The following is a 25,604-nucleotide window of genomic DNA, read 5'->3' as shown; positions in this document are numbered from 1 at the left end:
TTATGAAACGTAATTTAATCTATATCGCAAGTTCCCTATTTTTAATGGGCCTACTAAGCCTAGAAAAAGGTTCAAGTAAAAACGCGTATAGCTATGGACCAAATAGGGTTTCTTTTGGCGTTAAAATCGGTTTACTGCCTACTGGAGAGTTAACACAATATTCTTTGTTTTTTTTTAAAGATCAACAACTTGTAGGTAATCAACCAATAGATTTACCGAGTTTAATAAAAATAGGAACTGGAAAATGGCCAATTCCAAGAACGAATATTTTCACGAATATATTTGAAGAAAAAGGTTTTAAACTTGACACCTTACCCGACGGAAAAATTGTTGATTATAATTCTGCATTTGATTCCCTATGGAAAATCAGGTTCGAAGCACATCCATATAAGCATGAGTTAGGAGAAGGCTGGAGTCAAGGTGAAATCAGACCTTCAACAAAACAACAAGTTTACATCTATGATCGTTATGGTGTTCGTGGTTATGATCAAGATTATTTTGTAGACACCAGCTTCTTTAAACTACTTAAAGATGTGATTGACCCCACTTGGATTAACAATTACAAATCCTTACGTTAATTTAAACGTAAAATATCCGTCAACTTTCGCGTTATTTTTAATTTAGGAAAAACCAGTAATACGATTACAACAAGATATTCTATCGCGATTAAAGCCATCCCTATTTGTGTTGATCCTACAGCATAAAACCCATAAGACAACATGATTAAAAGAGACCATATGAGCACTCCTATATTTGCCGAAAAAATAGATAAACCGAGCGGTAATATCACATACCAAGGATGAACTGTAGTAGCCAACATCAAATAAATAACATAGCCCCACATCATTCTTGTCAACAATTCACGATTTGATTTTATAGGTTGGAAAAAGGCCAAGCATAGAATAGCAAGAAAGGATATAATAGATAAAATTGGACCTACAATAAGCGTTGGATTTCCTTCTATGAAGAAAGAGGTAATCCATTTAATTAAATAAAACACACCCGCATTAAATTCAAAATTATCAAAATACAATTCGATGCTTTGCATAAAGTTCCAAAACAGTGTTGGCCATAGATAAATGATCATTAAAAACACAGAACAAATCAAAGTAGAAAAATAGAATTTAAGGGTCCAACTGAACTTACGAAATCGTAAGACAAAAGGGAGTAATATGAGTGGAGTGAGTTTAATATTGATTGCAATCGCCCAAAACAAACTACTTTTTAACCAATTGGATCGAATAAGAAAATATATGCCAATTATCAGCCAAGAAAGCATTATCCCTTCAAAATGAAAATTCCCGATAACCTCTACAATGAGGATAGGATTGAGCAACAATAAAAGACTTCGATGATTTGAAATGGAGAGTAAATCTAAAGTTTTAAGCAGGAATTTATAGCCTAAAACCATGGTGAGCAACATCAACAATCTTAAAATAATGAAGGAAATGAGAAGGTGATCACTGAAGAATGCTGCGATTAAAAAGTAAAATTGATTAACCGATGGATAGATAGAATAATTGCGTTTGGAAAGATCTGTAATCTCTGCAAATAATTCATTCATGTATGTGGACTGACGAACACGAAGATTAGACTCCATTAACTCATTTGGCACACTTGCATAAGGATGAATACCCATCGTAACCAATTCCCCATCCCACAAAAAACGATATACATCTGGAGAGAGTGATGGATTGGAAAAAAAGGGAATAAGCATCAACAACAATGCGAACTTATTCCATGTTTTTAAATCAAAACTATTTTGAACACGAATGAAATAAAGGAACACCAAAAATGCAACTGCATAGGCGCTAAAACTAAGTAGAAAATCAGATTGATTTGCCACATAAGCAATAAGGAACAGGGCAATGGCATACACTAAAAACGCAAAACCAATTCTCCGTGAATCCGTTAGCATTTTAAGCGTTTACGTTACTCGTACTGAATTTTGGAACAAAAGAAAACAATGCTGGTCGCACTTCTGCAATACTATAAAAGAATACTGTTCCGTATCCAATGGAAAGCATTAAGTGGAAAGGCACCATTCCTAAATCTCCAAATGCTAATCTGTTAATTGCTGTAAATCCAAAAACTAAAAACAAGATTCCTTCACCAATCGTGATTAATGAAATTGATTTCTTATCGTATTTATTCTCAACTTTACCTTCAACTTTAGCCGCCACATTAAATTTTGGTGTTCTTACAAAAGATGTTTTGATTCCCATATATCCTTCAAGTACAGCAATCGCATTACTTAATGAAAGTCCCATCATTATTGTCAAAAACTGAACAAAACGCTTAATGAATTGAAATAAAGTTTTTGGTTTATCTTCAGTTTTATCACGGTAAGAAGTCCAATAATAGTACATCAAGAACAATGTTGACATAATAAAAATACTTCCGAACTTGATAAAGTAATTTAAGTCAGAGAAACTATCTTTAATATGTAAAACAGGCAGACTTAAAAGACTCATTAACAAAATGAATACAAAAACAGAAGAATTAAACAAATGAGACAAACCGTGAACACGATCAGCTGTTTTTACACCTTTTGCAGTCAATAATCTTTTGGCCATTTTGCGGAAACATTCTGCTCCACCTTTCATCCATCTGTGTTGTTGACCTTTAAGTGCACTCATTGTAATTGGCAACTCTGCTGGTGCAATAACATCTTCTAGGTAGCTAAACTTCCAACCTTTAATTTGAGCTCTATAACTCAAATCCAAGTCTTCTGTTAAAGTATCGTGTTCCCAACCTCCTGCTTCTTCAATACATTTGATTCTCCAAACACCTCCAGTACCGTTAAAATTAATAAAGTGACCAGCTGCATTTCTACCACCTTGCTCAATTGCAAAGTGACCATTCAAACCAAAGGCTTGCAATTCCGTCAGCATCGAATAATCTTTGTTAATATGCCCCCATCGTGTTTGAACAACACCAACTTCAGGATCTTCGAATTGAGGCATTGTTTTTTGTAAGAAATCTACATCTGGTAAAAAATCTACATCAAAAATAGCGACAAATTCACCTTTGGCATCTGGTAAAGCACTATCTAAAGCACCTGCTTTATATCCAATACGATTGGTTCTGTGAATATGTTTAATATCCACACCATATTTTTCCTTTACCTCTTTTACTTTACGGGCAATTACGTCTACAGTTTCATCTGTAGAATCATCCAAAACTTGGATTTCAAGTTTATCTTGAGGATAATCCATTTGAGCAACTCGTTCGATCACACGTTCAGCTACGTAGTATTCATTATACATCGGTAATTGAATCGTAACATACGGAGCCGTTTTAGGATCAAATTCTGGACGTTTCTTTTTTTCTATTGCTTTACTTCTTTTGTATTTCACCGCCAGAGACAATTGAAGAATACTATAAAAGAGGATTAAGACTAAACTCAATCCGTAAACGATAAGAATTAGTTTTGCTAACAAGTGAGCAAAGTAATGTTCGAAGCCTAAAGCATCTCCCCAATTAAACATCCAAGTTGGGTCGCCAAAGGCACTGTCTAAAATAAAAACCAAATTCATTGCGTAAATTTGTACTTAAAAACTGCAAATATAATTTTAATTCCTGCCATTACCGAACCTTTTACCGTTCCACTTACTTTTGACTGTCCAATTCTTGCTTTATAATCGACTGGAATTTCGCAATATTTTTGCTTTTTTTGCGCTGATTTAATTTGCATCTCGATTGTCCAACCATAGGTTTTATCGTTCATACAGAGACTTTTATAACTTTCAAGCCGAATTGCTCTGAAGGGACCTAAATCGGTGTAATTCACCCCATAAAAAATTTTCAACAATTTTGATGCGAGCCAATTTCCAAAGTGTTGTGGAATGGTCATTGAACCTTTTTCTCTTTTTCCTAGTGCACGAGACCCAATAACCAAATCAACACCGTCATTATAGATCGGAGCGACAACGTCAACAAGCTGTTCAGGGTAATCAGAATAATCACCATCTAGAAAAACAATGGTTTCTCCTTTTAACTCTTCCACCAATGCACAGCCCTTCAAACAAGCCCAACCATATCCTTTTCGTGATTCTAGTAAAACCGTTGCACCTGCAGCTTCAGCGACTTGTTGCGTTTGATCAGTTGATCCGTTATTGACAACAATAATATTTTTTGTTGGAACTTGTGGAATCTCATTTACCACTTTTGCTATTGAGTCTTCTTCATTAAATGCTGGAATTACAACAAAAATCTTTGTGTAATCAATCACTACTGTTTTATTCATTATTTGAAATTGTAAAGAAGGAGATATAGATATTGAATAAATCCCGAACCAGTTTAGTTTAAAAAAAGTAAAATTACGAAAATCTACTTTCTTAACGTTGGATGACCATCATGCCCTATTATTATTGGATTTTCATTTACGCGACCTTCCTCTGGACCATTTTCAAGTTTTAGCACTCCTCTTGGACAAACTGAAGAACAAACTCCACAACCAACACAAGAAGCACGTACAATATTTTGTCCACGTTGGGCATACCATCTCACATCGATTCCTTGTTCACAATAGGTTGAACAATTACCACAAGAAATACATTGACCTCCATTCGTTGTGATTCTAAAACGAGACTTAAATCTTTGGATAATCCCCATATATCCGGCCATTGGACAGCCAAATCTACACCAAACTCTATTTCCTAATAATGGATAAAAACCAACACCTACAATCCCAGAAAATATCGCTCCAACAAAGAAACCATATCCTTTTTTAATGCTATTACTATTAATTCCGAATGCTTGAGAATCGTTTCCAAGGTAGCTCAACATCATTGAAACGATCATCACTATTCCAATTACTGCAGCTACTAACATGAAGTTTCTTGACTTTCCTTTTCCTTTAAAATACAAAAACAAGAACAACAAAATTGCTAATCCTAGTAATCCAAAAAGCAAACTATATCCTACTTCAGCAGGAAAATACATCATGAGTTTAAATTCTGATTTTGCGAAATAAGAATACATCACTGCAATGGTCATAAACATTACAAAAACCATAATAGAATGCACCAACCAACGTTCAATTTTCCATGCCTTAACAGATTTATCTGACAAATGTCTAAAGTTATCCCCTGCTGTTTCAGCTAAACCTCCACACCCACAAAACCATGAGCAATACCAACGTTTCCCTACCAAATAAGTCACAAATGGTGTCACAACCAAAAAAAGAATAATTCCCCAAACCAAATATGCGACTCCCAAAGGTTGATTTTCGGGTGCAATTCTAGCGTCAATCCTATAGCCAGTCATAAAATCATAATTTAAAGGCCATGAGTTTACTGGATTTAAAGAATAATATCCTCCTGAAGTGGCATTCAATCCTTCCAATATATAAGGGAGCATATAAGCCAAAACCAATTGAGAAAACATCACTACAATTGTTCTGATTAAATGGTATTTACTGTGACGGTATTTTATCATGAATTTAACCCCAAGAAATACAATCGCTATGGTATAAAAAGTACCATATAAAAACCATTTATCTGCTGCTTTACCACGAATTAACTGACTTAAAGGGTCAAAAAGTGAAACCAAGCCTTCATTGGCTCCCTTTGCACCTGTTCCATCGCCAAACCAATCACCGTACCAATACAAACAAACGTAAAATAAAGTAAGTATAATTGCTCCTATCCAACCTAATGCACCACGATTCGTGAGCGAATTAAAATAAACTCCATTATTTTTTATTCCCGCAGGAATTCCTTTGTAAGTTCCAACTGCATACAAAACTGGCCCAACAGAAAAACCAAAAATTAGGATACTTAAATACAACCAATTCGGCGTTAAAGTAATTCCTGTCATCCAAGTAAGTAACACAATAAACAAAGAGATTGAAGCCAAGGTCAGCCCAATTTTTTGAGTCAAATTTAAATTCTGTGTTTTTTCTCCAGCGATGGAATAATTAATTGTTGTTCCCATAATTCTAATCTTTGATGTCAGTAAAATGCATTGTTAATCTGCTAAAAATCATTATTGATTGAGTAATTTTCTCCACCATTTTTTGGATGAAACTTCAATCGAATCGTCAAACTCTTGATTAAAAGCTTCAACGATTTCCTTTTCGAAAGAAGTATAAAACTCTGGATCGAAATTGGCTGATTTTAAATTCTGAAGCACATATTGAATCGACCTTTTTTCATTCAACCATTGGTCAAAAAGTTCATGGCGTAGCCTCAAACCAAAAGTATTTACGCCTATAAAAACATTGGTTTCTTTGTCAAATACAAAATGTAATAGCACTTCCTTTTCATCATTTTTCCAAACAAATCTACTTTCATGCTCTTTTGGTTTAGCCCAAACCCTACCATAAGTTTGATATTCTAGATCGAAAAATTTAGCCGAATTAAACCAATGACCAGGTTTGTATTCTAAATGATTTCCACAAATCGTTTGTGCTACTGTTTCTCCCATCATTCGTCCTGTATACCAAACTTGTTCCAATGGTCCACGATCATTAATTGTCTTCCTAAACTGGGCACAATCTCCAATGGCATAAACGTCTTTTTGATTGGTTGACAAGTCTTGTTCCACTAAAATTCCACGATCTAACTCTAGTGCAGATTTTTTTAAAAAGTCAACGTTTGGACTAACACCTGCAGCCAATCCAACAAATTGACAAGGAATAGTTTTTCCAGATTTTGTTTTAATTGCTTTAGCGCGTTTACTTTCGTCTGGAATAATTTCGTCTAACTCCTCCTCAAACATCAATGTTAATCCGTGGTGTTTTCTTAGGTGCTGTGTCACAAAATGACTATCTTCTTTCGGTAAAGCGTTTCCCCAAAATGTAGCCTCTCGAATCAGAAATTTCACGTCGATTCCTCTCGACAAAAGCATTTCAGCCATCTCTACGCCAATTAATCCACCACCAACAAGCACAGCCTCCTTGATACCACGGGTATTCATCTCCATAAGATCTAGGTCTTTTTTCGAGTAAAGTCCTTGCACACCATGATAGTCTTGACCTTTCCAGCCAAACTTATTGGGTTTGGATCCTGTCGCTAAAATCAATTTATCATAATGAATTGGTGGTGTTTGCGCTAATTTGAGTGTTTTAGATTCGAAATCAACATTTTCAACATAATCTTCTATTAAATCAATGCGGTTTTTTTGCCAAAAGTGATTTTCATAAGGCTGAATATCCTCAAATCGCATGTGTCCCATGTACACATACATTAAAGCAGTACGTGAAAAAAAGTACTTCGATTCTGACGAAATAATTGTAATGTTTTTATCTGATTTTTTACGTATATGACGTGCAGCAGTAACTCCTGCAATTCCATTCCCAATAATAACAATGTGTTGCATAGGCATATATTTATTACAATTAATCTCTATTCAATGAAAAATGCTTCACTTTTCGAAATGAGCATAGTACTCATGAAGAATATAATACACCTAAAGATAGAAAATTGTTTAACTAAGCTTGTCGTATTAACGCAAAACTATAAATGTCTGGTGGAATTAAAGTTTAGAAATTTCAATTAAGATATCAGTGACTGATGAGCTAATGTATTCGATTCCGATGGCAATAACAATAAAACCAATGATTCTGGAGACAGCATTAATTCCTGACGCCCCTAAATATTTCACAATGAATGTTGAAGATTTTAACATCAGCCATATCACCACACATACAGTTAATGTTGCCAATAAAATAATAAGATGATCTTCCCAAGCGGAATATTCTTCATGTAAACCAATCAATAATGAAATTGAACCAGGTCCAGCCAGCATGGGAATTGCCAAAGGCGTTAGCGAAATACTGTCACGTGAAGCAATATCTGATTTCACCCTTTCCCGGTCCATTCCTTTGTGTTTATTGAAACTCCCTGTAAGCAATGCAAATCCGGAAGAGACAATAATTAGACCTCCTGCAATGCGTAAAGAATTTAAACTTATTCCAAAAAACTCTAGAAGATAGCTTCCAATATAAAAGGAAACAATAAAAATGGTGAGGACATTAAAACTCGTAAGAAAAGCTGTTTTACTGCGTTCACTTTTCGAGTAATCAGTGGTTAAACCAACATAAATTGGCAACGTTCCAAGCGGATTTGCGATAGATACCATCGCCGCAAAAGAATAAAGATATAGCTCCATTTTTTTCTGCAAAAATGGAATTAACTTTTGCGAAGTAGATTAAATTAATTTTAAGCTTTGCTTTTTTATTCTTGATATTTATAGCCGTTCTTAAAGAAGATGAAGTTCCCTTTATTCACTTGAACTTTTACAGTATTTCCATTGACTTCAAATGCAGCACCAGAAAGATTGCTAATGATTTCTACTTTATTATTGTGAAAAACAGAGACACCTCCATTTAAATTACGAAAAGCGACAATTCCATTACGTATTTTGTATTCTTCAGGAACATAATTTGCGATTTCATAGCGCTGACCCTTATTATAAGTATAAAGTACTCCATTCTCACTCCACACCACCATATCTCTAAATACCTTATAAAAATCTGGATATGAACTCAAAGTAACCAGTTCTTGATCAATGTATGCCTTTAAATTGTTGTTTCTATCTCTGTAAACGAACATATCATAACCTGCTTGATAATCTTCTACTGTCATTGGTTCAACATCAACAACTTCGTCTTTAAATGCAACTGCAAAAGACTGATGAAAAGGGTCGTTAAATACAATTAGATTTGAACCGGCTGCATATTGAACAGGATCATTTAGTACTCCTATTTCTAACTTTTTTCCTTGAATAAATGCATAATGCACATTTCCATTTCCCATAAAAGCAAGAGAATTACTTCCTATATATTGAGGAAAAGAGAGACTAGAAACACTGTAGTATAAGTCATGGATTTCACCACGATAATAAACTCGAACGGCATTATCTCTAGTGTCATTGAACACGACTAAACTATCAGAAACAACATAATTAGATGAAAAACGAGAAAGCGTTTGTTTAACTCCATCTTCCCAAACATTTAAGACTGGCCCTGTATTCCAAGCAACAATATTAATTCCAATCTGGTAACCATTTGCTAAACCAGTTAATTTTTCTGTTTCCTCTCCATCAAAGACCATCAAATCATTTTTATTATCGATGTAAGCAATGAGCTTTTCAGAATATTTCATGTCATTTGGTGGTAAGAAGTCGAGTTGAGTTACAGTTCCTTCATGAAAACTTTTGAAATAATTAAGGTTGTTCAAAAAAGGAAAAACTTCTTGTGCCTTCATTTGAAATGAAGTAAGGATAAGGAGTAAAAAACTAATTTTTTTCATCATAATATAAAAGTAAAAAAGGGTGCTCTAAGAACACCCTTCTATTCAATATTTAAAGTAACTAAAAACCCATTAATTAACCAAATTATTTAAAAGAGATAATCTCTTCTTTTAGGTTTAACAGGTCAATTGTCAAATTTTATTTTGATTCTGTTCTTTCTTTTGCTAACAATACAGCTGCTTTTACATTCACAACTTTACCATATCTAGAAAGGTTATCAAACTTCACTAACTCTTTTGTACCAGGAACATATTGGTAAGTATCACCAAAGTAATCTCCCGAATCAAGAATGATTTGTCTTACTTCTTCCATTGATAAGCTTGGGAAGTATCCTTTCAATAACGCAGCAACACCAGCTACCATTGGAGAAGCCATAGACGTTCCGTTGATTGCTTCGTATTCGTTATCAGGGAAAGTATTGTAAATTTCATAACCAGGCGCGAAAATATCAACCTGATCCTTTCCATAATTAGAGAATCCAGCAGCTAATTTTTCTTCATGATTTCTTGTAGAAGCACCAATTGTCAATAAATGCGTAAATGGCAACTCTTGAAAATCATATTTTACTGCTGGGAAGTTACTATAGATAGCTAAATCTTCAGCTGAATTCCCTGCAGCATGAACAAATAACACATCGTTTTCTTGTGCATAGATAATAGCATCATAAACTGCCTTTGGCAAACTTGAATAAGATTTACCAAAAGATCCATTGATCACTTTTGCACCATTGTCAACTGCATAACGAATTGCCAAAGCGATATCTTTATCAAACTCATCTCCATCTGGAACAGCTCTTAAAGACATTAATAAAACATTGTCAGCAACACCGTCACCTCCTAAATCATTTCCTCTCGTCGCAGCAACAATACCACCTACGTGAGTTCCGTGTAAAGCATCAGGACCTTCAACATCGTTGTTTCCATAATCAGTATCTGTGATATCATAAATATCATCACCAATTAATGCTCTTTCGTTTAAATCTGGATTATAGTGTCCATCAATCATACCTTGAAGTTGCTCAATTTGTTCTTCTAGCACTTCTTCGTTTAATTCTCCTGACAATAAAGACAAACCTATTTGCTTCATTTGTTCTTGTTGAGGACCTTCAGCCTTCCACTTTTTCAATGATTTCTCGTCGTATTCTTCAACGTCCATCATATTTTTGATCATATCAGGTAGATTTGGAAGCATTTGATCTTTGAACTGAGTTGTTTGTTCAATAATCGCTTTATATCTTTCCCTGTTTTTTTCTACCTCACCTTTAGTTTCTAAATAAAGTGCGTAATCCTCAGAATCTTCAGCTTTAACATCTGCAGAATCAACACCTTCAAATCTTGGCTTTAATTCAGCATAAATTCTAGTCACATTTAAACGCGCTGTGTTGATGTTTTCACCCTCTTTATTTCCAAGAAAGTTCCATCCGTTTACATCATCGATGTAACCATTGTTATCATCATCAATTCCATTTCCAGGAATCTCATCTTTGTTCACCCAAATTTTACCTTGTAAATCTTCATGCTCAATATCAATTCCAGAATCGATAATTGCAACAACAACAGTATCTGGTGTAATCTTTTTTAGCTTCTTATAAGCCTTATCTGTTGACATTCCAGTTTTACTAGAGTTGTACCAGTTCAATACTTTTTTATCTACTTGTGCCGAAGCTGTAGAGAAATAAGCTCCAATAAGAGCAGGAAGCATAATCCTTAAAAATATTTTTCTCATATTCAATTTAATTTTACACGTTGAAATTAACGCAAAAGTTGAAATTATTCCACAATTTTACGATATTTATTGTTTGTATGACGATTTTCGTCCATTAATAGGTTAAATAGGTAAACAAATGGTATTCCAAAAATTGATAATTGTGTTTTCCCTCCTTTTTTCGACATGTTTTTCTCATGCCCAAAAACTAGGATTTAATGAAACTTTGAAAACAAATCCTGAGGTAAAAATCCCTTTAACGATTCAAAATAACGAACAGAATATCAGATTTTTAAACAACGAAGATATTCTCATCAAACGCCAAACAAAAAACTGGTTATACATTACGGCATCTCCGGCATGGATTGCTCAAAACCTTAAAGAAAAAAAACTATCTGATTTCTATTTTGAATATGCACCACCAAGCCTACTAGACGACTCTGTACGTGTAACACACAAAGTTAACCCTGTGCACAATGGCGACTTTCCATTGGTTGATGCCTATACAGGAAAAGACGTAATCATTGGCGTTGTAGATGCTGGACTCGATCATAATCACCCAGATTTTATTGATCAATTTGGAAACAAACGTGTTATTCGATATTGGGATCACTCAATCACCAATCCCACACAATCTCCGATGCCTTATAATTATGGTCAAATATGGTATGCCAACGAAATTCAAAACGGGACCATTACAAGTAACGAGGAATCAGTTGGTCATGGAAGTTCAGTAACTGGAATTTGCACAGGAAATGGCTTGGCCAATGGAAAAAATAAAGGAATGGCGCCCGAGGCTCAAATCGTATTTGTAGAAACAAATTTTAACTTGGCGAATTGGACATTAACTGTTGCAGATGCATGTGACTTTATTTTTAGTGTAGCAGATAGTTTAAACAAACCTGCAGTTATCAACTTAAGTGTGGGAAGTTATTTAGGAAGTCATGATGGAACTGATCCAGCAGCAGAATTAATGAATACTTTAGTCAATGAAAAAAATGGAAGAATCATTATTGCAGCAGCGGGAAATTCTGGAAATACAGAGGATTATCACGCCCAACAAACGATGAATGTTACAGACACCAACTTCATATGGTTTGAAAACAATCCTAATGGATCTTTAGGGAATAACACCGCGTTTTTTGATTTATGGTCAGATGTAAACGATGCGCAATTCTACTATTCTTTCGGCGCGAATCAACCTGGACCTTCCTATGCAAATGTGGCTCAAACAGCTTTTCGTTTTGCGCAACTCAATGTTGGAACCCCAATATATGACACCTTATTTAATGCAAATGGAGAAAGAATCGCCACACTCGAGATATATACAGAATATGTCAATGGAAATTATCATTTACAAGGTTTATTTTCAAAAATTGACTCCACTGATTACAGGATGAGATTTAGTACAACAGGTAATGGAAAGTATGATTTGTGGAGTGGTCAATGGATAGGTTTGAGTAAAATTGTTGATAACCCACCTACTCCAGCTGTATACCCTCCAATCGTTAACTATGTAATGCCAGATAATCAACAGAGTATTGTTTCGTCATGGAACTGTTCTCCAGACATCATATCAGTTGCCAACCTTAGAGGAAGAGAAGGTCATATTACTCATGCAGGTACACAATATTATCCATCTGGACCTGCAACAGCTAAAGGTGATATCGCTGCATCTTCAAGCAGAGGACCATCAAGAGCAGGAGTCACAAAACCAGACATTAGCGCATCAGGAGACGTTACATTTGGGAGTGCTCCACTATTTATGGTTGGAAATTCAAACTATGACAGTCAACTTAGCATTGGAGGTTACCACTTAAGAAACGGAGGAACCTCGATGGCTTCACCAGTTGTTGCTGGAATTGCTGCATTGTATTTAGAAAGATGTCCTAATAGTTCGTTTAACGAATTTAAAAATGACCTATTCAATTCTGCAGAAAGTGACAATTTCACAGGCACCACACCCAACAACAGATTTGGACATGGAAAAGTTAATGCTTTTGATTTATTGGTGAGTAGAAATGGAAACCTTTCAATACTTGGAGATACTGCTATTTGTCAAATGCCTATCACCTTAACCACCAATACGAGTTTAACAGAATATGAATGGTCAACCGGCGCATTATCGACAGATATTATTGTCTCTCAACCAGACACTATTTCAGTTTTTGGGCGTGATGTACAAGGCTGTAAAATTTATTCAGATACACTTATAATTGTGCAAGGAAGTCCTCTTGACAATCCAGTAATTCAAGCTTTAGGAAACACATTAGTTTCGAGTAACGCTCCAAACTATCAATGGTATCTTAACGATAGTCCAATCAATGGAGCCACACAGCAAACTTACACTCCACAGAACATTGGTTTTTATAGTGTAGCCATTCAAGGAGCAGATAATTGTAAAAGTTTTTCAAATGCCTATCACTGGACTTTATCTACTGTTGATGAAAAAGACTTAGCGATAAATCTTTATCCAAATCCTTCTCGTAGTTTATTTTATATTGAATCAGAAGGTGCTACAATTCAGCGATATGAAATTACATCTACAGCAGGTCAAGTTTTACGAAATCAGAAAACAAATTCTGAAAAAACACAAGTAAAAACATCTGATTTATCGGCTGGAGCATACTTTATTAAAATAGAAACCAGTCACGGAATTAAAGTCTTACCATTTTTTAAAGAATAGTGCAGTATAGTTTAGCAGATTCTTTCTATTTTTGACATTCTTAAAAAACAACACATTATATGGATTTATCAGGAGTAATTTCGATTTCAGGAAAACCTGGATTATTTAAAGTAGTCGCTCAATCAAAAAACAACATCATAGTTGAGTCACTTATCGATAACAAACGTATCCCAGCCTATTCAACTGACCGCATTTCTGCATTAGAAGATATTAGTATATATACTTATGAGGAAGATGTTCCTTTAAAAGAAGTCTACATCAGTTTGGCGAAAAAAGAAGACTGTGGTGCAGGACCTTCTCATAAAGACAGCTTAAACAAATTAACTTCATACCTTGAAGAGATCTTACCAAACTACGATCAAGATCGTGTTTATCCTTCAGACATTAAGAAGTTATTTCAATGGTACAACATTCTTCACAAAGCAGGTTTAATTACGCTTGAAGAAGAAAAAGAAGCGGAAACCGAAGAGGTTAAAGAAAAATAATTAAAAGTAGGGACGATTATCAAATCGTCCCTACTTTTTTATGATTCACCAAATCGCCCCTACAATCTCATATATTTTTGTAAACTGAACATCACAATGAAAGTTACACGTCCTAAAAGAAGCTTTTTACCAGACAATTTTAAAATTGATGCATGGTCTAGTTTAGAACCATTTTTCATGGATTTAAAAAATAGATCGATTTCAACAAAAGAAGAGTTTGAACAATGGTTAAAAGACCAAAGTGAATTAGAATCAGTAGTTTCAGAAGACTTAGCTTGGCGTTATATCAAAATGACGATTGACACCAAGGATAAAGAACTTGCAGACGCTTATTCATTTTTCGTAAAAGAAATTCAACCACAACTGGAACCTTATTCTTTCAGACTCAACAAGAAGTTATCTGCTTCTCCATTCAAGTCTGAATTTAAAGACGAAGCGTATAAAATCTATTTTAGAGGTGTTGATACTGCCATTAAATTATTTAGAGAGGAAAATATTCCATTAAACATGGAGTTGGCTGAGAAGAGTCAGATTCATGGTGCAGTGAGTGGAGCGCAATCTATCGAACACGAAGGTGAGCAAATCACAATGCAGAAAGCAAGTTCATTATTAAAGGAGAATGACGAATCATTAAGAAAGTCAATTTTCGAAAAAATGGCAGCGCGTAGAGCAGAAGATACCGAAAAATTGGACGATTTATTTACAGAATTGATTCAAACGCGTCATCAAGTTGCAACCAATGCTGGTTATGATAATTTCCGTGACTATATGTTTGATGAGTTAGGAAGATTCGACTATTCGAAAGAAGATTGTTTTGATTTTCATCAATCTGTAAAAGAAGAGATTGTTCCATTAGTAAAACAATTTAGTCAAAAGAAAGCTAAATTGATGGGTAAAGAAAAGCTAAAACCTTGGGATAGTCAGGTTGACCCATTGGGAAGAGCACCACTGAAACCATTTAAAGACGGTAAAGAATTATTAGCAAAAACCATTAGCATTTTCGATAAAATAGACACTTATTTTGGTGATTGTTTGAGAACTATGGAGGCGATGGGCTATTTAGATTTAGATTCGAAAGACGGAAAATCTCCTGGAGGATACAATTATCCTTTATATGAAATTGGTGTTCCTTTTATCTTTATGAATTCAGTGGGCTCTCAACGAGATTTAATCACGATGATTCATGAAGGAGGTCATGCCATTCAATCTTTCTTGACAAGAGATTTGGAATTGACATCTTTTAAAAGTTTCCCTTCAGAAATTGCTGAATTAGCTTCAATGAGCATGGAAATGTTAACCATGGATTATTGGGATGAGTTTTACGATAACCAAGAGAATTTAACACGCGCAAAAATCGAACAATTGGAAACGGTGCTTGAAGTATTGCCGTGGGTGGCAACGATAGATGAATTCCAACATTGGATTTATGAGAACCCAACACATTCGAAAGAAGAAAGAAAAGAAAAATGGATTTCATTGCTTGATGAATACGGAACAGGAACAACAGATTGGACAGGCTATGAAGAGGTAAGAGCATATTCATGGCAACGTCAATTACACCTTTTTGAAGTTCCTTTCTACTACATCGAATATGGAATGGCGCAATTGGGTGCTTTGGCCATTTGGAAAAACAGTAAAGACAATTTCCAAAAGACAATTAAAGCCTATAAAAAAGCGATGGCTTTAGGATATACAAAATCGATCCCTGGAGTTTATAAGGAAGCCAATATTACTTTTGACTTTTCTAAGCAAAACATTAAAGAATTGGCAGAGTTCGTAGGGCACGAACTAGAGGAAGTTTCAAACTAATAAAATTAATATTTGCGCAGCGTTTAAATGAACGTTGCGCCATTTTCTTCCCCTCCTTACCCTGAAATTATAGTCATTTCAAAATATTAGAGGGACATATCTCTTCTTATTTCTAATTGCTTAAAGAAGATTCTACATCGTCCAACTTTTCGAACGGCACTGTTTTTCTAATTGAAAATTCCTCTTCTCATTGTACGATTCTGATAAAGAATAAGCATCCAAAATTACCATAGGCGACCAACTCATTTAAAGCCATTTGTAGAATTAAACATATTATTCCTCAACTCCATAGCGACGATCAACTTCGTTCTCATCATAAATACCTCCCAAACCTATGGTTAAGGTAAAGTAATAATCATAATTCAAAACAGGTGTATTACCCAATTTATTTTGTCCATCATTCACTTCCCATCTAGATTCTCCCAACGGCAGCAAATATCCAGCTCTAAAATTTAATAGAAAAAACCATTGATATGAAAAGCCTACTCCTAAATCTAGATTCGCTCTTGATGTATTGATTTCACTGTACTCTAGATTCGAATTTAAATAACCGTTAAAATCTATTTCACCTTCTGTTTTTTGACGAGTTAAATAATTTAATCCATAGAATTTCAAACCTGCAAAGGGATATATTGAATAGCGATGGTTCTTTGTTAAATCATACCCCAAATTAAAAGATGTGGAACGGTATTCTACTTCAGTTAAAAAATCATTGAAATAACTGCTTTTGGTAGTCTTATTAAATGACAATGTCGTAATCCACCTTTTCAGATACAACTGCAAGCCAATTCCAAGATTGGCCACTGAATAATCACTTGAAGGAAAACCAGATTCATTTAAAACAGAATTAAATTCCTCGTTGTCAATTACAGGAAATTCGATAGGAAAGATTACAAAAGCTCCAAAAGCTTGGCTCTTTTTGGTTTCAGATTGCGCTGATAGTTGAGTTAAAAATCCAGCTAAGGAGAAAATCAGGAATATATATTTCATCGCGTATAGTTTTGTAAATAATAAAATACTAAGCTCACCTAAATTACGTATTATTGCCATAACCATGCCTATATTTTAACATCAACAATTACCTTATGGTATAGCTATAACGACTAAAAACATGTGAGTTTTCATACTTATTCTTTTCAGATTTATTAAAAATCTACTTCTCATCAAGTCTTTAGAACACTACAGTAAAGACAATAAACATCACCTTTACCCAATCTAATTTAACAAAATATTTATGGTATTCTATCAAAATCAATTCGCTTTTATTTGATCTAAATTTCTAAGTTGTATAGTGCGAGCAACCATTCCGTTCGTTATTTCTATAAATTTTCAGTATAATTAATAACGATTATTAATCGCATTATCTCAAAGAATAATTATACATTTAATCACATATTTTAAACTTAAAAACGAATTTAAATCTGGAGAATGAAAAAATATCATCTAATTACAGTTATCAGTTTGGCAATTTTGCTTTCTTCCTGTAAAGTAGGCCGTTTCTTTGTGTATAATTTTGCTGGAATTCAAGATCATAAGATTTTCCCCAATAGAACAATTGAAAAAGGAGATTCTTCATTCACTTTTATCGAAGGAATAGAGAAAAAACCAAAATCCATAACGCAGAATGATGAAAAAATGGAATTTGATGAATTTCTTAAAGCACAAAAATCTGTTGCGTTTATGATCATAAGAAACGATTCAATTCTCTATGAAAAGTATTTTAGAACCTACGATGAATCTTCAATTGTTCCGTCTTTTTCAATGGCAAAGTCTGTCACTTCAATTTTGGTAGGAATTGCCATCGATGAAGGTTTTATTCGCTCTGTTGATGAACCTGTTACCAATTACATTCCAGAACTAAAAGCCAATGGTTTTGATAAAGTGACCCTCAAACATTTGCTCCAAATGACTTCTGGTTTGGATTATAATGAAGGTTATTTTAATCCTTTTGGCGACGTTGCAACATTTTACTACGGTACGAAGTTGAGGCAAGAGATTCCCAAAATGCAACTAAAACATGAACCCGGTGAAAAGTTTGAATATTTAAGCGGTAATACACAAATTTTAGGTTTGGTTTTAGAACGTGCTTTAAATGGAACGACAATTTCTGACTATCTACAAGAAAAATTATGGATTCCGTTAGGAATGGAGTATGATGCAAGCTGGAGTACTGACCACAAAGAAAACGGAATCGAAAAAACATTTTGCTGTTTGAACGCACGCGCTCGAGACTTTGCAAAAATTGGGCGATTGTACCTCAACAAAGGAAATTGGAACGGTAAACAAATTGTTTCTGAAGAATGGGTAGAAACATCAACTAAAATTGACCGCACAGAAGGTAGTGAGCGTTTTTATCAATATCAATGGTGGCTGCCTTCAGACAATGGAGACTTTATGGCACAAGGAATTTTGGGACAATATATCTATGTATATCCAGAAAAAAACTTGATCATTGTGAGACTCGGGAAAAAACAAGGAAATACGAGTTGGTGGAGTGTGCTAACGAGTCTTGGAAAGGCTTATTAATTACATGCTACCACGAGATGGAATCTTAAGGTAGCATGGTTTAATCAGTTATTTGACCACGAGTAGATACTCGCGGCAGCAAATGACTGATTTAAACAAATTTCTACAACAATTCCATTTGCAAATAGATCCTTTTTGAATTAGTAGGATTATTTACAAGGCGCGGGTATTTTTTAAATTTAAGGAGTTGACATTAGTCAATGACTGATTTAAACAAATGCCTGCAACGCAGAAAATGAGCCTACTATTTCAAAAATACTAGGATTTTTTTACGTACTGGGTAAGAATAACAATCTGCTGACCATCAACCTTCCCTTCGATATGGTTTTCGTTATCGCGGTCCAAAGAAATACGTCTTACAGCAGTTCCACGCTTAGCCACCATGCTTGAACCTTTTACTGGTAAATCTTTAATCAAAACAACAGTATCACCGGCTTCTAGAACTACTCCGTTACTGTCTTTGTGGATTACTTTTTCCTCTTCCTCTTCAGCTCCTTCTTTAGCCCAAGCCAATGTTTCGTCTTCTAGGTACATCATGTCGATTAAATCAGTTGGCCAACCTTCACCACGCAATTGATTCAACATTCTCCAAGCTACAACTTTTACTGCAGGAACTTCACTCCACATACTGTCGTTTAGACATCTCCAGTGGTTTGGTTCTACTTTTTCTGCATCGTTGAGTTGGGTATTACAAGTATCACACACAAGGATAGAATTTTCTTCACTTTCTGAATCGCGTGGCGGAACAGTATAAACGGTTAATTCATTAGTATATGCACACAACTCACATTGGTTGTTGCTTCTTTCTTGTAATTTTTCTTGAATCATAGCTGAATTTATTAGAATGCAAAGATAGTGGAAAAAGGGAGTTTCAGTTTGATTCAATCTAATATAGAATCACTTTGAATTACGTTTAAAGACCTTTGAAATCCAATAAATAGGGATAAAACAAAGCGCTGCAGTTGTTCCTAATGCTCCACCAAAACCATTAAAGTAAGGTGCAGTATGTAAGAATATAAAAGAAAACAATAACCCAGAAATTCCTATCAAGAAATAAGAATCTACAATTTTATTAGAAGCCATACCGATAAATGCAGCGCCATAAAATAGTGCAGGAGCTTGTGTAGAAAATTCCATTGGTAAATAACTTTCCAAGGCAAATACAAGAAGAGCAAATACCAAAGATGGTAAAGCCGATCCAACGACAATTCCCAATTTCAAATTATTATTGAGCACAAATGCAATAACTGCACCTAGTAAACCGACGATATATAAGGTCAAAACTATCATCTTAAAAAGAACAATAAAACTGTAGCCAAAACTCCTGAAAATGCAACGGACCCAAGTTTACCTCCAAATCCAATCAACAATCCTCTGGTGTAAACATAGAATAGTCCAGAGATTGCACTGGCGATAAAAATATGATGAACTTCTGTGAACAATGAAGTGCTTGCCATTCCCACAAAGGAACCACAATAAACAGCTATGGCTATAGATGGTAAAATTGTAGATGAGCGTTTTAGATATGGCAACAAACCACCTGCTAATCCTACTGCTGCGGAAGAAATCACTGCACCCCAGCCTAAATAATTGTTTAGGTAGAAGGTGATTAAACTTCCCAAAACCAACACAGAAAACTCAATTACGTGTCCGATTGAATTAAATTTTTCACGAAATATTTTTGTGTAACCAAAACCGATGAGCACAATAATGAGTAAAAAAACAACTGCATTCAGATTAAATTCACTGATGTTTAGTAAACACACCACCAAAAAGAAAAGGTGTAAGAACAAAAACAGGGAATAACCAATTATAGATGAATTCTTCAACATAAGAATACAAAGATAGCGGGAATATTTACACCACAAGAAAAATAATTTCCAAGGTTAAATTGAGCTGTAATAAATTGGAACGTGGTTTTTATTACTAACCTAAAACCTACATTAACTTACTACAAAATTAAAGTAAACACCTTAAAATCTGCTCAAATCTGCGGTCGGAGATCCGTGTTATCTGCGTCCCATTACAGCGCAAACACCAACAAACCAACCAAGAACTAGAAAAAACATAAATTATAAGAAATCTACATAAAGTCAGGTGTGAATGAAGATTAACCTCAAAACTCCCTACTCACTCTCGCTACTGTAAATCATTTATGATTTATTTCCATTGCTTTTAGCGTATTCATCATCAAAGAAACAATTGTCATTGGTCCAACTCCACCTGGAACTGGCGTAATGTAAGAAGCTTTTTCTGCAACGCTTTCGAAATTTACATCACCAGTGATTTTATAACCGCTTTTTTTGCTGGCATCTTCAACACGCGTTATTCCAACATCCATTATCACTACTCCATCTTTCACCATGTCAGCAGTTAAAAAGTTTGGTTTACCAATTGCTGTGATAATAATATCCGCTTGAAGTGTTAATTCTTTAAGGTTTTGTGTTCTCGAATGTGTTAAAGTAACTGTAGCATTTCCAGGGTTAGCACTTCTTCCCATCAAGATACTCATTGGAGAACCAACGATGTGCGAACGTCCAATTACGACACAGTGTTTTCCTGAAGTTTCGATGTCATATCTTTTGAAAAGCTCTAACATTCCTGCAGGAGTCGCTGGTAAGAATCCAGGAAGATTCAAAACCATATTTCCTAAATTTGTTGGGTGGAAACCATCCACATCTTTTTTAGGATCAATTGCTAAAGTAATTTTCTTTTCGTCGATGTGTTTTGGAAGTGGCAACTGTACGATAAATCCATCAATTTCGTCATCGTTATTCAATTCGTGAACCTTTGCCAACAATTCGTCTTCTGTGATGCTATCTTCGAGGTGAAATAATGAACTTTCAAATCCAATTTCTTTACAAGCCCTCACTTTTGCCCCAACATAAGTTAGCGAACCACCGTCGTTTCCAACGAGTACAGCTGCCAAATGAGGAATCTTTTGTCCTTTTGCTTTTCTTGCCTCTACTGCTTCTGCTAATTCTTGTCGAATCGCTTTTGAAGTCTCCTTACCATCTAAAATTTGCATCACGAATATGTTTTTGCAAAAATAATGTTTTAAAATTCAATTGACAATTGATATAGGACAATTAAACGAGAAGATTCCGAATTCACTTAAATGCAGTCAACAGTAAAAATAAATAACACAAAAATAGAGTAAAGAATTTATTAACTTCTCCTCTACTCAGGCACTAAATAAATCGTTTTTTCATTTGGATTGGTAACATACATCGTTTCATATCCTTCCTTACTGAAAGATACTTTGCTGTCTGGACAGCCTTTCACTGCGCCCGTCATTCCACCATCAATTGCATAGCTTCCATCTTCTGCAGAATAAACTTCACCATCCATTCCTTCTTCTCCTCGAACGATAACACTATCGATGGGTTCATTTGTGTTTTTATCTAGGATAATTCCACTCGCTTCTTGTCGGCATTCGCAGGAAAGGAAAAGTACAGAAGCAATTGAAAAAGTGGCTAGTTTAATGGTGTAGTATTTGGCTAGTTTCATGTTCAATAATTTAAAGATATTAGATTTACCCTCTAAACGATTTAGAAACCCAAAAGGTTGGTATTCAACAAAAAAAAACGGCAAACTTTCGATAATCGTCATTTCCATTTCTAATTTTTCAAGCTTACTTTAACTTAAAACTATAACTAAACGATGGAAAAAAGCCAAAGAAACTTTGTTGGTATAATTTTAACTCTCCTTTTTCGTATGAAGTACTAAACTCAGTTTGAACTGGGATTAAATCATGTTGGTAAAAATAGTAATACGGATTTTTTCTACCATATAAATTGAAGATGCTAATTGTCCATGTTCTTTCACCCCACTTCGTCTCTTTAGTGTGGTTAAAAGCAATATCTAAACGATGATAGTCTCTCATCCTTTGACTATTAATCCCTTCAAAATGATAAATATCGTCACCGTCGTAAGTGTAAATTTCATTTGCCAAAGTTAGCGGATAACCTGAACCATAATTCCATGTTGCTGATAGGTCAATTTTCTTATTTAACTTGTAAATCCCAACTATATTCACACTCAAAGGACGATCATATTTAAAAGGGAACTCTCTTCCTCCATTCAAAGTCTCATATTTCAATAATGATCTCGAAACAGTTGTACTTATCCAACCCGTTAATTTTCCTTTCTTTTTTTGAGCTAGGAATTCTATTCCATAAGCTCTATTTTCACCATTCTTTTCTACTAAATCTTCCCATTCATCAACATAACCCATCAATGATTTGCCTGGTTTAAAACTAATCACGTTGTTTGCTGTTTTGTGATATCCTTCTAGACTTACAACATATTTATCCTTATTGATTGATTTGTATAAACCAACTGAATGTTGAACTCCTCTTGATGGTGGTATCTCATTATTTGTAGGCATCCAATAATCAGAAGGCAGACCTGTCCCAGAATAAGATAATAAATGAATGTATTGATGCATAACTGTATAAGAATACTTGAGAGACCAAGTTTTAAGAAAATTCAGACTGGAGACTACTCTTGGTTCAAGATTACTATAATTTGCACCCTCAACGGAGTAGTTAGAGTAACGCAGCCCTCCTTTTAGAGAAAACCAATTATAATCTAAATCCATATCGGCATATGCTCCACTTTCAAAGGTCAATAATTGACTAAGTTGATTACGCTCTAAATCTTCAATTTCACTTCCCTTTTGACTATATTCAATATCATTTGGATTAAAGTCGTGGTAAATTGCATTCACTCCAAAATGCAGATTCAACTTGTCATTAATAAAAAACGAATAATCATTTTTAAATCCATAATCTCGAACTCCTGTAGTGAGTTTATTGTTCATCTCTTGATGTGAATTCTCAGTTTCTTCTTCAAAACGAAACTCTTCATAATATTTATAATCGGTTAAGTAAACAGTTGTGTTACTAAACAATCTCGCTCCAAACTTATGATTCCACCTAAAAGCTAACATTGTGTTCCCCCATGAGAGCTTATTGTCTAATGTAGAAAGACCTTCATTATCCGAATTAATTTTCAAATTATCTCTTCCACGATAAAAACTAAGGTAAAACTTATTATTATCCGAAGAGTTGAAGTTTAATTTTGCATTCAAATCATTAAATCGATAATCTATACCCTCTCCTAAAATCTTAAAAATTGGCAGTGGATTTATTCTACCTGAGACAATAAATGATGCTTTATCTTTAATGATTGGTCCTTCTATTGAAAGTCTTGTAGATAATAAACCGACAGCACCTTGCACTTGAAATTCTTTGGAATTCCCTTCCTTCATCCTTACATCCAACACCGAAGATAACCTTCCAGAGTATTCAGCAGGAAAGCCACTTTTCATCAATTTCGTACTTTTTATTATGTCAGCATTAAAAACTGAGAAAAATCCTCCAAAATGAGAAACATTATATAATGGAACATCATCTAAAAGCATCAAGTTTTGTTCTGCACCCCCTCCTCTAACATAGTAATTACTAGAGTTTTCTCCTCCCGATTCAACACCTGGTGTTAATTGGTAGGTTTTTATTATATCAACCTCACCAAATAAATTGGGTAATCTTCTGACATCTTCCATAGGAATAGAGATTACTCCCATTTCATCGGCTTTTATATCACTCTTTTTGCCAATAACTTCTACCTCCTCAAAATTCGTGATTTTACTTTTTAAATAAACATTGAATGAATTAATGTTCTCAATGTTTGAAATTATAACTGTAGTATCTTTAAAACCAAAGGCTCTAACTTTCACTAAAGAATCATTTTCATCTAAGCTCAAACTGTAATATCCATACTCATTCGTTGTAGCTCCATTTTTTGATTCTAAGCTAAAAACAGCACCACCAATAATCGTCTCATTTGAAGATTTATCAAAAAGATATCCACTAAGCACTTTTTTTTGAGCAACAGAAAAACCAACAGAAAAAAGGATAGAAAGTGTAAGAAATAATCTAAGCATAACTAGAAATTTATAGTTCTCTCCGGAAAGAAAAAATTCTTTTGAGAATGAGAATAAAGACCCAAAACACCAAGCCCATTTTCTATATTACCTGTGACATTTTGTGGTTCAGAGGCACCAAACAATTGACTCATATCACTTGTTATTAAATGAATCCTTTTGCTTGTCTCAAATTCATAATACTCTTTAGAAACATTTCTAAGGTGATAATTCAATTTTATATGGTTAAAGTCAATAGGACCATTCCCCATATAAGTAGCCATTGGGAAATAAAAACTTACAGATTTTTCCTCACCATTAAATGTCTTATCCGTAAAAAGCAATGATTTTGTTGTAGAAGGGGTACTTCCATTAAAATTAGAAGGGTGATGACTTAACCCTGTAATAAATGCCTCATTAGTTCCTAAAGAATATTTAACTAATTCAGCATCTGGAGAACTTATTTGCGTAACCACTATTTCATAATAATTATCTACATCTGGGGGATCCTCAAAAGTTAATTTTGAAGAACCATACAACTGATTTTCATTAATAAATAAAGCATAAACAGAGCTAGTATCAACAGATTTAATCATCACTTTACCAGGTATTTTAGATCTACTCGACACAAATTTATCTCCATAGATCACTTTTACCTCTATTTCATCTCCAGATTCAGGAAACTCTTGTTCATCGACAAATAAAGGGTAATACTCCTTTTCAGAATCATAAAAAATGGTATCATAAACAGTACTATTCTTTTTGAGCACAACTTTACAATCCACTAAATTATCAATTGGCTCTTCATTAACAGAAGAACTCAAGCCCATAACCAAGAAACTTGGTACTTTTTGAGGATAAGCGGAGTCCCAATAAACAACTCCAGAACTTGTATCTAAAGAATCTGGCCAATTTGTAATTTCTGACCTCATTACTAATTTTGGTTCTGCGTTTGGCACTTCAATAGATACCTCCTTTTGACAGGAATAGCAAATTATACATATTAATATCGTAAAAATAAAAGTTATTGATTTCCCCATTTGAATGTAAATAGTTTTCAAATATAACGAAGGGTTCTATTTTTTATTTTGTACCGAAGATAAACAAACAAACTTTTCTACTCAAAAATATTAACCCCATTCGATTCATCGTAGATTTGGTTATTAATTATCAAAATTGGTGTTTGAAAAATGAGATTATTTTT

21 protein-coding genes are annotated in these 25,604 nt (G+C 34.4%); 5 read left to right on the top strand and 16 right to left on the bottom strand.

The features are described 5' to 3' along the window. Positions 1–2: 2 nt before the first annotated feature. Positions 3–578 carry a hypothetical protein gene (locus tag DXU93_RS12215; protein ID WP_116881580.1) on the top strand — a complete coding sequence of 192 codons (576 nt, stop codon included), beginning with the start codon at positions 3–5 and terminating at the stop codon, positions 576–578. Here the strand turns inward: DXU93_RS12215 and DXU93_RS12210 are convergent. The 8 genes from DXU93_RS12210 to DXU93_RS12175 form a co-directional block, all read right to left on the bottom strand. Continuing rightward, entirely contained in the window at positions 575–1,918 is a 1,344-nt protein-coding gene (locus tag DXU93_RS12210) for a hypothetical protein (protein ID WP_116881579.1), read from the bottom strand. The two genes, DXU93_RS12215 and DXU93_RS12210, sit on opposite strands and share 4 nt — an antisense overlap. A gap of 1 nt (position 1,919) precedes the next feature. After that, complete coding sequence (locus DXU93_RS12205; protein ID WP_240623458.1) at positions 1,920–3,539, bottom strand: cellulose synthase family protein; 1,620 nt, start codon at positions 3,537–3,539, stop codon at positions 1,920–1,922. Further along, entirely contained in the window at positions 3,536–4,249 is a 714-nt protein-coding gene (locus DXU93_RS12200) for a glycosyltransferase family 2 protein (RefSeq protein ID WP_205679268.1), read from the bottom strand. The genes DXU93_RS12205 and DXU93_RS12200 overlap by 4 nt, the downstream gene beginning before the upstream one ends. An 83-nt stretch (positions 4,250–4,332) precedes the next feature. Then, positions 4,333–5,940 (bottom strand): 4Fe-4S binding protein, encoded by a 1,608-nt coding sequence (locus DXU93_RS12195; protein WP_116881578.1) that lies wholly within the window; start codon positions 5,938–5,940, stop codon positions 4,333–4,335. A gap of 51 nt (positions 5,941–5,991) precedes the next feature. Continuing rightward, positions 5,992–7,326 carry an NAD(P)/FAD-dependent oxidoreductase gene (locus tag DXU93_RS12190; RefSeq protein WP_116881701.1) on the bottom strand — a complete coding sequence of 445 codons (1,335 nt, stop codon included), beginning with the start codon at positions 7,324–7,326 and terminating at the stop codon, positions 5,992–5,994. Positions 7,327–7,482: 156 nt separating this feature from the next. Continuing rightward, a complete protein-coding gene (locus DXU93_RS12185) occupies positions 7,483–8,118 on the bottom strand; it encodes a MarC family NAAT transporter (RefSeq protein ID WP_116881577.1) in 636 nt (211 codons plus the stop codon). 65 nt (positions 8,119–8,183) lie between these two features. Next, the gene (locus tag DXU93_RS12180; RefSeq protein WP_116881576.1) at positions 8,184–9,263 is read right to left on the bottom strand and encodes a hypothetical protein; all 1,080 of its coding nucleotides are present in this window, start codon (positions 9,261–9,263) and stop codon (positions 8,184–8,186) included. A 136-nt stretch (positions 9,264–9,399) separates the two neighbouring features. Next, on the bottom strand, positions 9,400–10,986 hold the full coding sequence (locus DXU93_RS12175) for a S8 family serine peptidase (RefSeq protein ID WP_116881575.1): 1,587 nt from the start codon (positions 10,984–10,986) through the stop codon (positions 9,400–9,402). A 205-nt stretch (positions 10,987–11,191) separates the two neighbouring features. On the opposite strand from DXU93_RS12175, the gene DXU93_RS12170 reads away from it, so the two are divergent. From DXU93_RS12170 to DXU93_RS12160, 3 genes are all read left to right on the top strand, one after another. Next, positions 11,192–13,651, top strand: a complete 2,460-nt coding sequence (locus tag DXU93_RS12170) for a S8 family peptidase (RefSeq protein WP_165851403.1) — start codon at positions 11,192–11,194, stop codon at positions 13,649–13,651. A gap of 59 nt (positions 13,652–13,710) precedes the next feature. Continuing rightward, a complete protein-coding gene (locus DXU93_RS12165; RefSeq protein ID WP_116881573.1) occupies positions 13,711–14,136 on the top strand; it encodes a DUF5606 family protein in 426 nt (141 codons plus the stop codon). Positions 14,137–14,232: 96 nt separating this feature from the next. Further along, positions 14,233–15,945 (top strand): M3 family oligoendopeptidase, encoded by a 1,713-nt coding sequence (locus DXU93_RS12160; protein WP_116881572.1) that lies wholly within the window; start codon positions 14,233–14,235, stop codon positions 15,943–15,945. A 273-nt stretch (positions 15,946–16,218) separates the two neighbouring features. Here the strand turns inward: DXU93_RS12160 and DXU93_RS12155 are convergent, their stop codons facing one another. Next, positions 16,219–16,935 (bottom strand): hypothetical protein, encoded by a 717-nt coding sequence (locus tag DXU93_RS12155; protein ID WP_123776130.1) that lies wholly within the window; start codon positions 16,933–16,935, stop codon positions 16,219–16,221. 438 nt (positions 16,936–17,373) lie between these two features. Between DXU93_RS12155 and DXU93_RS12150 the strand changes: the two genes are divergently transcribed. Further along, on the top strand, positions 17,374–18,471 hold the full coding sequence (locus tag DXU93_RS12150; RefSeq protein WP_116881570.1) for a serine hydrolase domain-containing protein: 1,098 nt from the start codon (positions 17,374–17,376) through the stop codon (positions 18,469–18,471). A gap of 258 nt (positions 18,472–18,729) precedes the next feature. Here DXU93_RS12150 and DXU93_RS12145 read toward each other — a convergent pair whose 3' ends face one another. From DXU93_RS12145 to DXU93_RS12115, 7 genes are all read right to left on the bottom strand, one after another. Next, positions 18,730–19,299, bottom strand: a complete 570-nt coding sequence (locus DXU93_RS12145; protein ID WP_116881569.1) for a PhnA domain-containing protein — start codon at positions 19,297–19,299, stop codon at positions 18,730–18,732. Between the two features lie 69 nt (positions 19,300–19,368). Further along, positions 19,369–19,752 (bottom strand): hypothetical protein, encoded by a 384-nt coding sequence (locus tag DXU93_RS12140; RefSeq protein ID WP_123776129.1) that lies wholly within the window; start codon positions 19,750–19,752, stop codon positions 19,369–19,371. A 5-nt stretch (positions 19,753–19,757) separates the two neighbouring features. Further along, complete coding sequence (locus DXU93_RS12135) at positions 19,758–20,303, bottom strand: hypothetical protein (protein WP_116881567.1); 546 nt, start codon at positions 20,301–20,303, stop codon at positions 19,758–19,760. Between the two features lie 317 nt (positions 20,304–20,620). Beyond that, complete coding sequence (locus DXU93_RS12130; protein ID WP_116881566.1) at positions 20,621–21,499, bottom strand: bifunctional 5,10-methylenetetrahydrofolate dehydrogenase/5,10-methenyltetrahydrofolate cyclohydrolase; 879 nt, start codon at positions 21,497–21,499, stop codon at positions 20,621–20,623. A gap of 152 nt (positions 21,500–21,651) precedes the next feature. After that, complete coding sequence (locus tag DXU93_RS12125) at positions 21,652–21,981, bottom strand: hypothetical protein (RefSeq protein ID WP_123776128.1); 330 nt, start codon at positions 21,979–21,981, stop codon at positions 21,652–21,654. A gap of 124 nt (positions 21,982–22,105) precedes the next feature. Continuing rightward, positions 22,106–24,421 (bottom strand): TonB-dependent receptor, encoded by a 2,316-nt coding sequence (locus tag DXU93_RS12120; RefSeq protein ID WP_116881564.1) that lies wholly within the window; start codon positions 24,419–24,421, stop codon positions 22,106–22,108. A gap of 2 nt (positions 24,422–24,423) precedes the next feature. Continuing rightward, positions 24,424–25,440 (bottom strand): DUF4249 family protein, encoded by a 1,017-nt coding sequence (locus DXU93_RS12115; RefSeq protein WP_116881563.1) that lies wholly within the window; start codon positions 25,438–25,440, stop codon positions 24,424–24,426. Between the last annotated feature and the right edge of the window lie 164 nt (positions 25,441–25,604).

Origin of the sequence: Brumimicrobium aurantiacum, assembly GCF_003402975.1 — a bacterium.
GTDB lineage: Bacteria > Bacteroidota > Bacteroidia > Flavobacteriales_D > Crocinitomicaceae > Brumimicrobium > Brumimicrobium aurantiacum.
The sequence above is the reverse complement of the archived record's forward strand: the minus strand, read 5'-3'. Positions and strand labels throughout refer to the sequence as shown.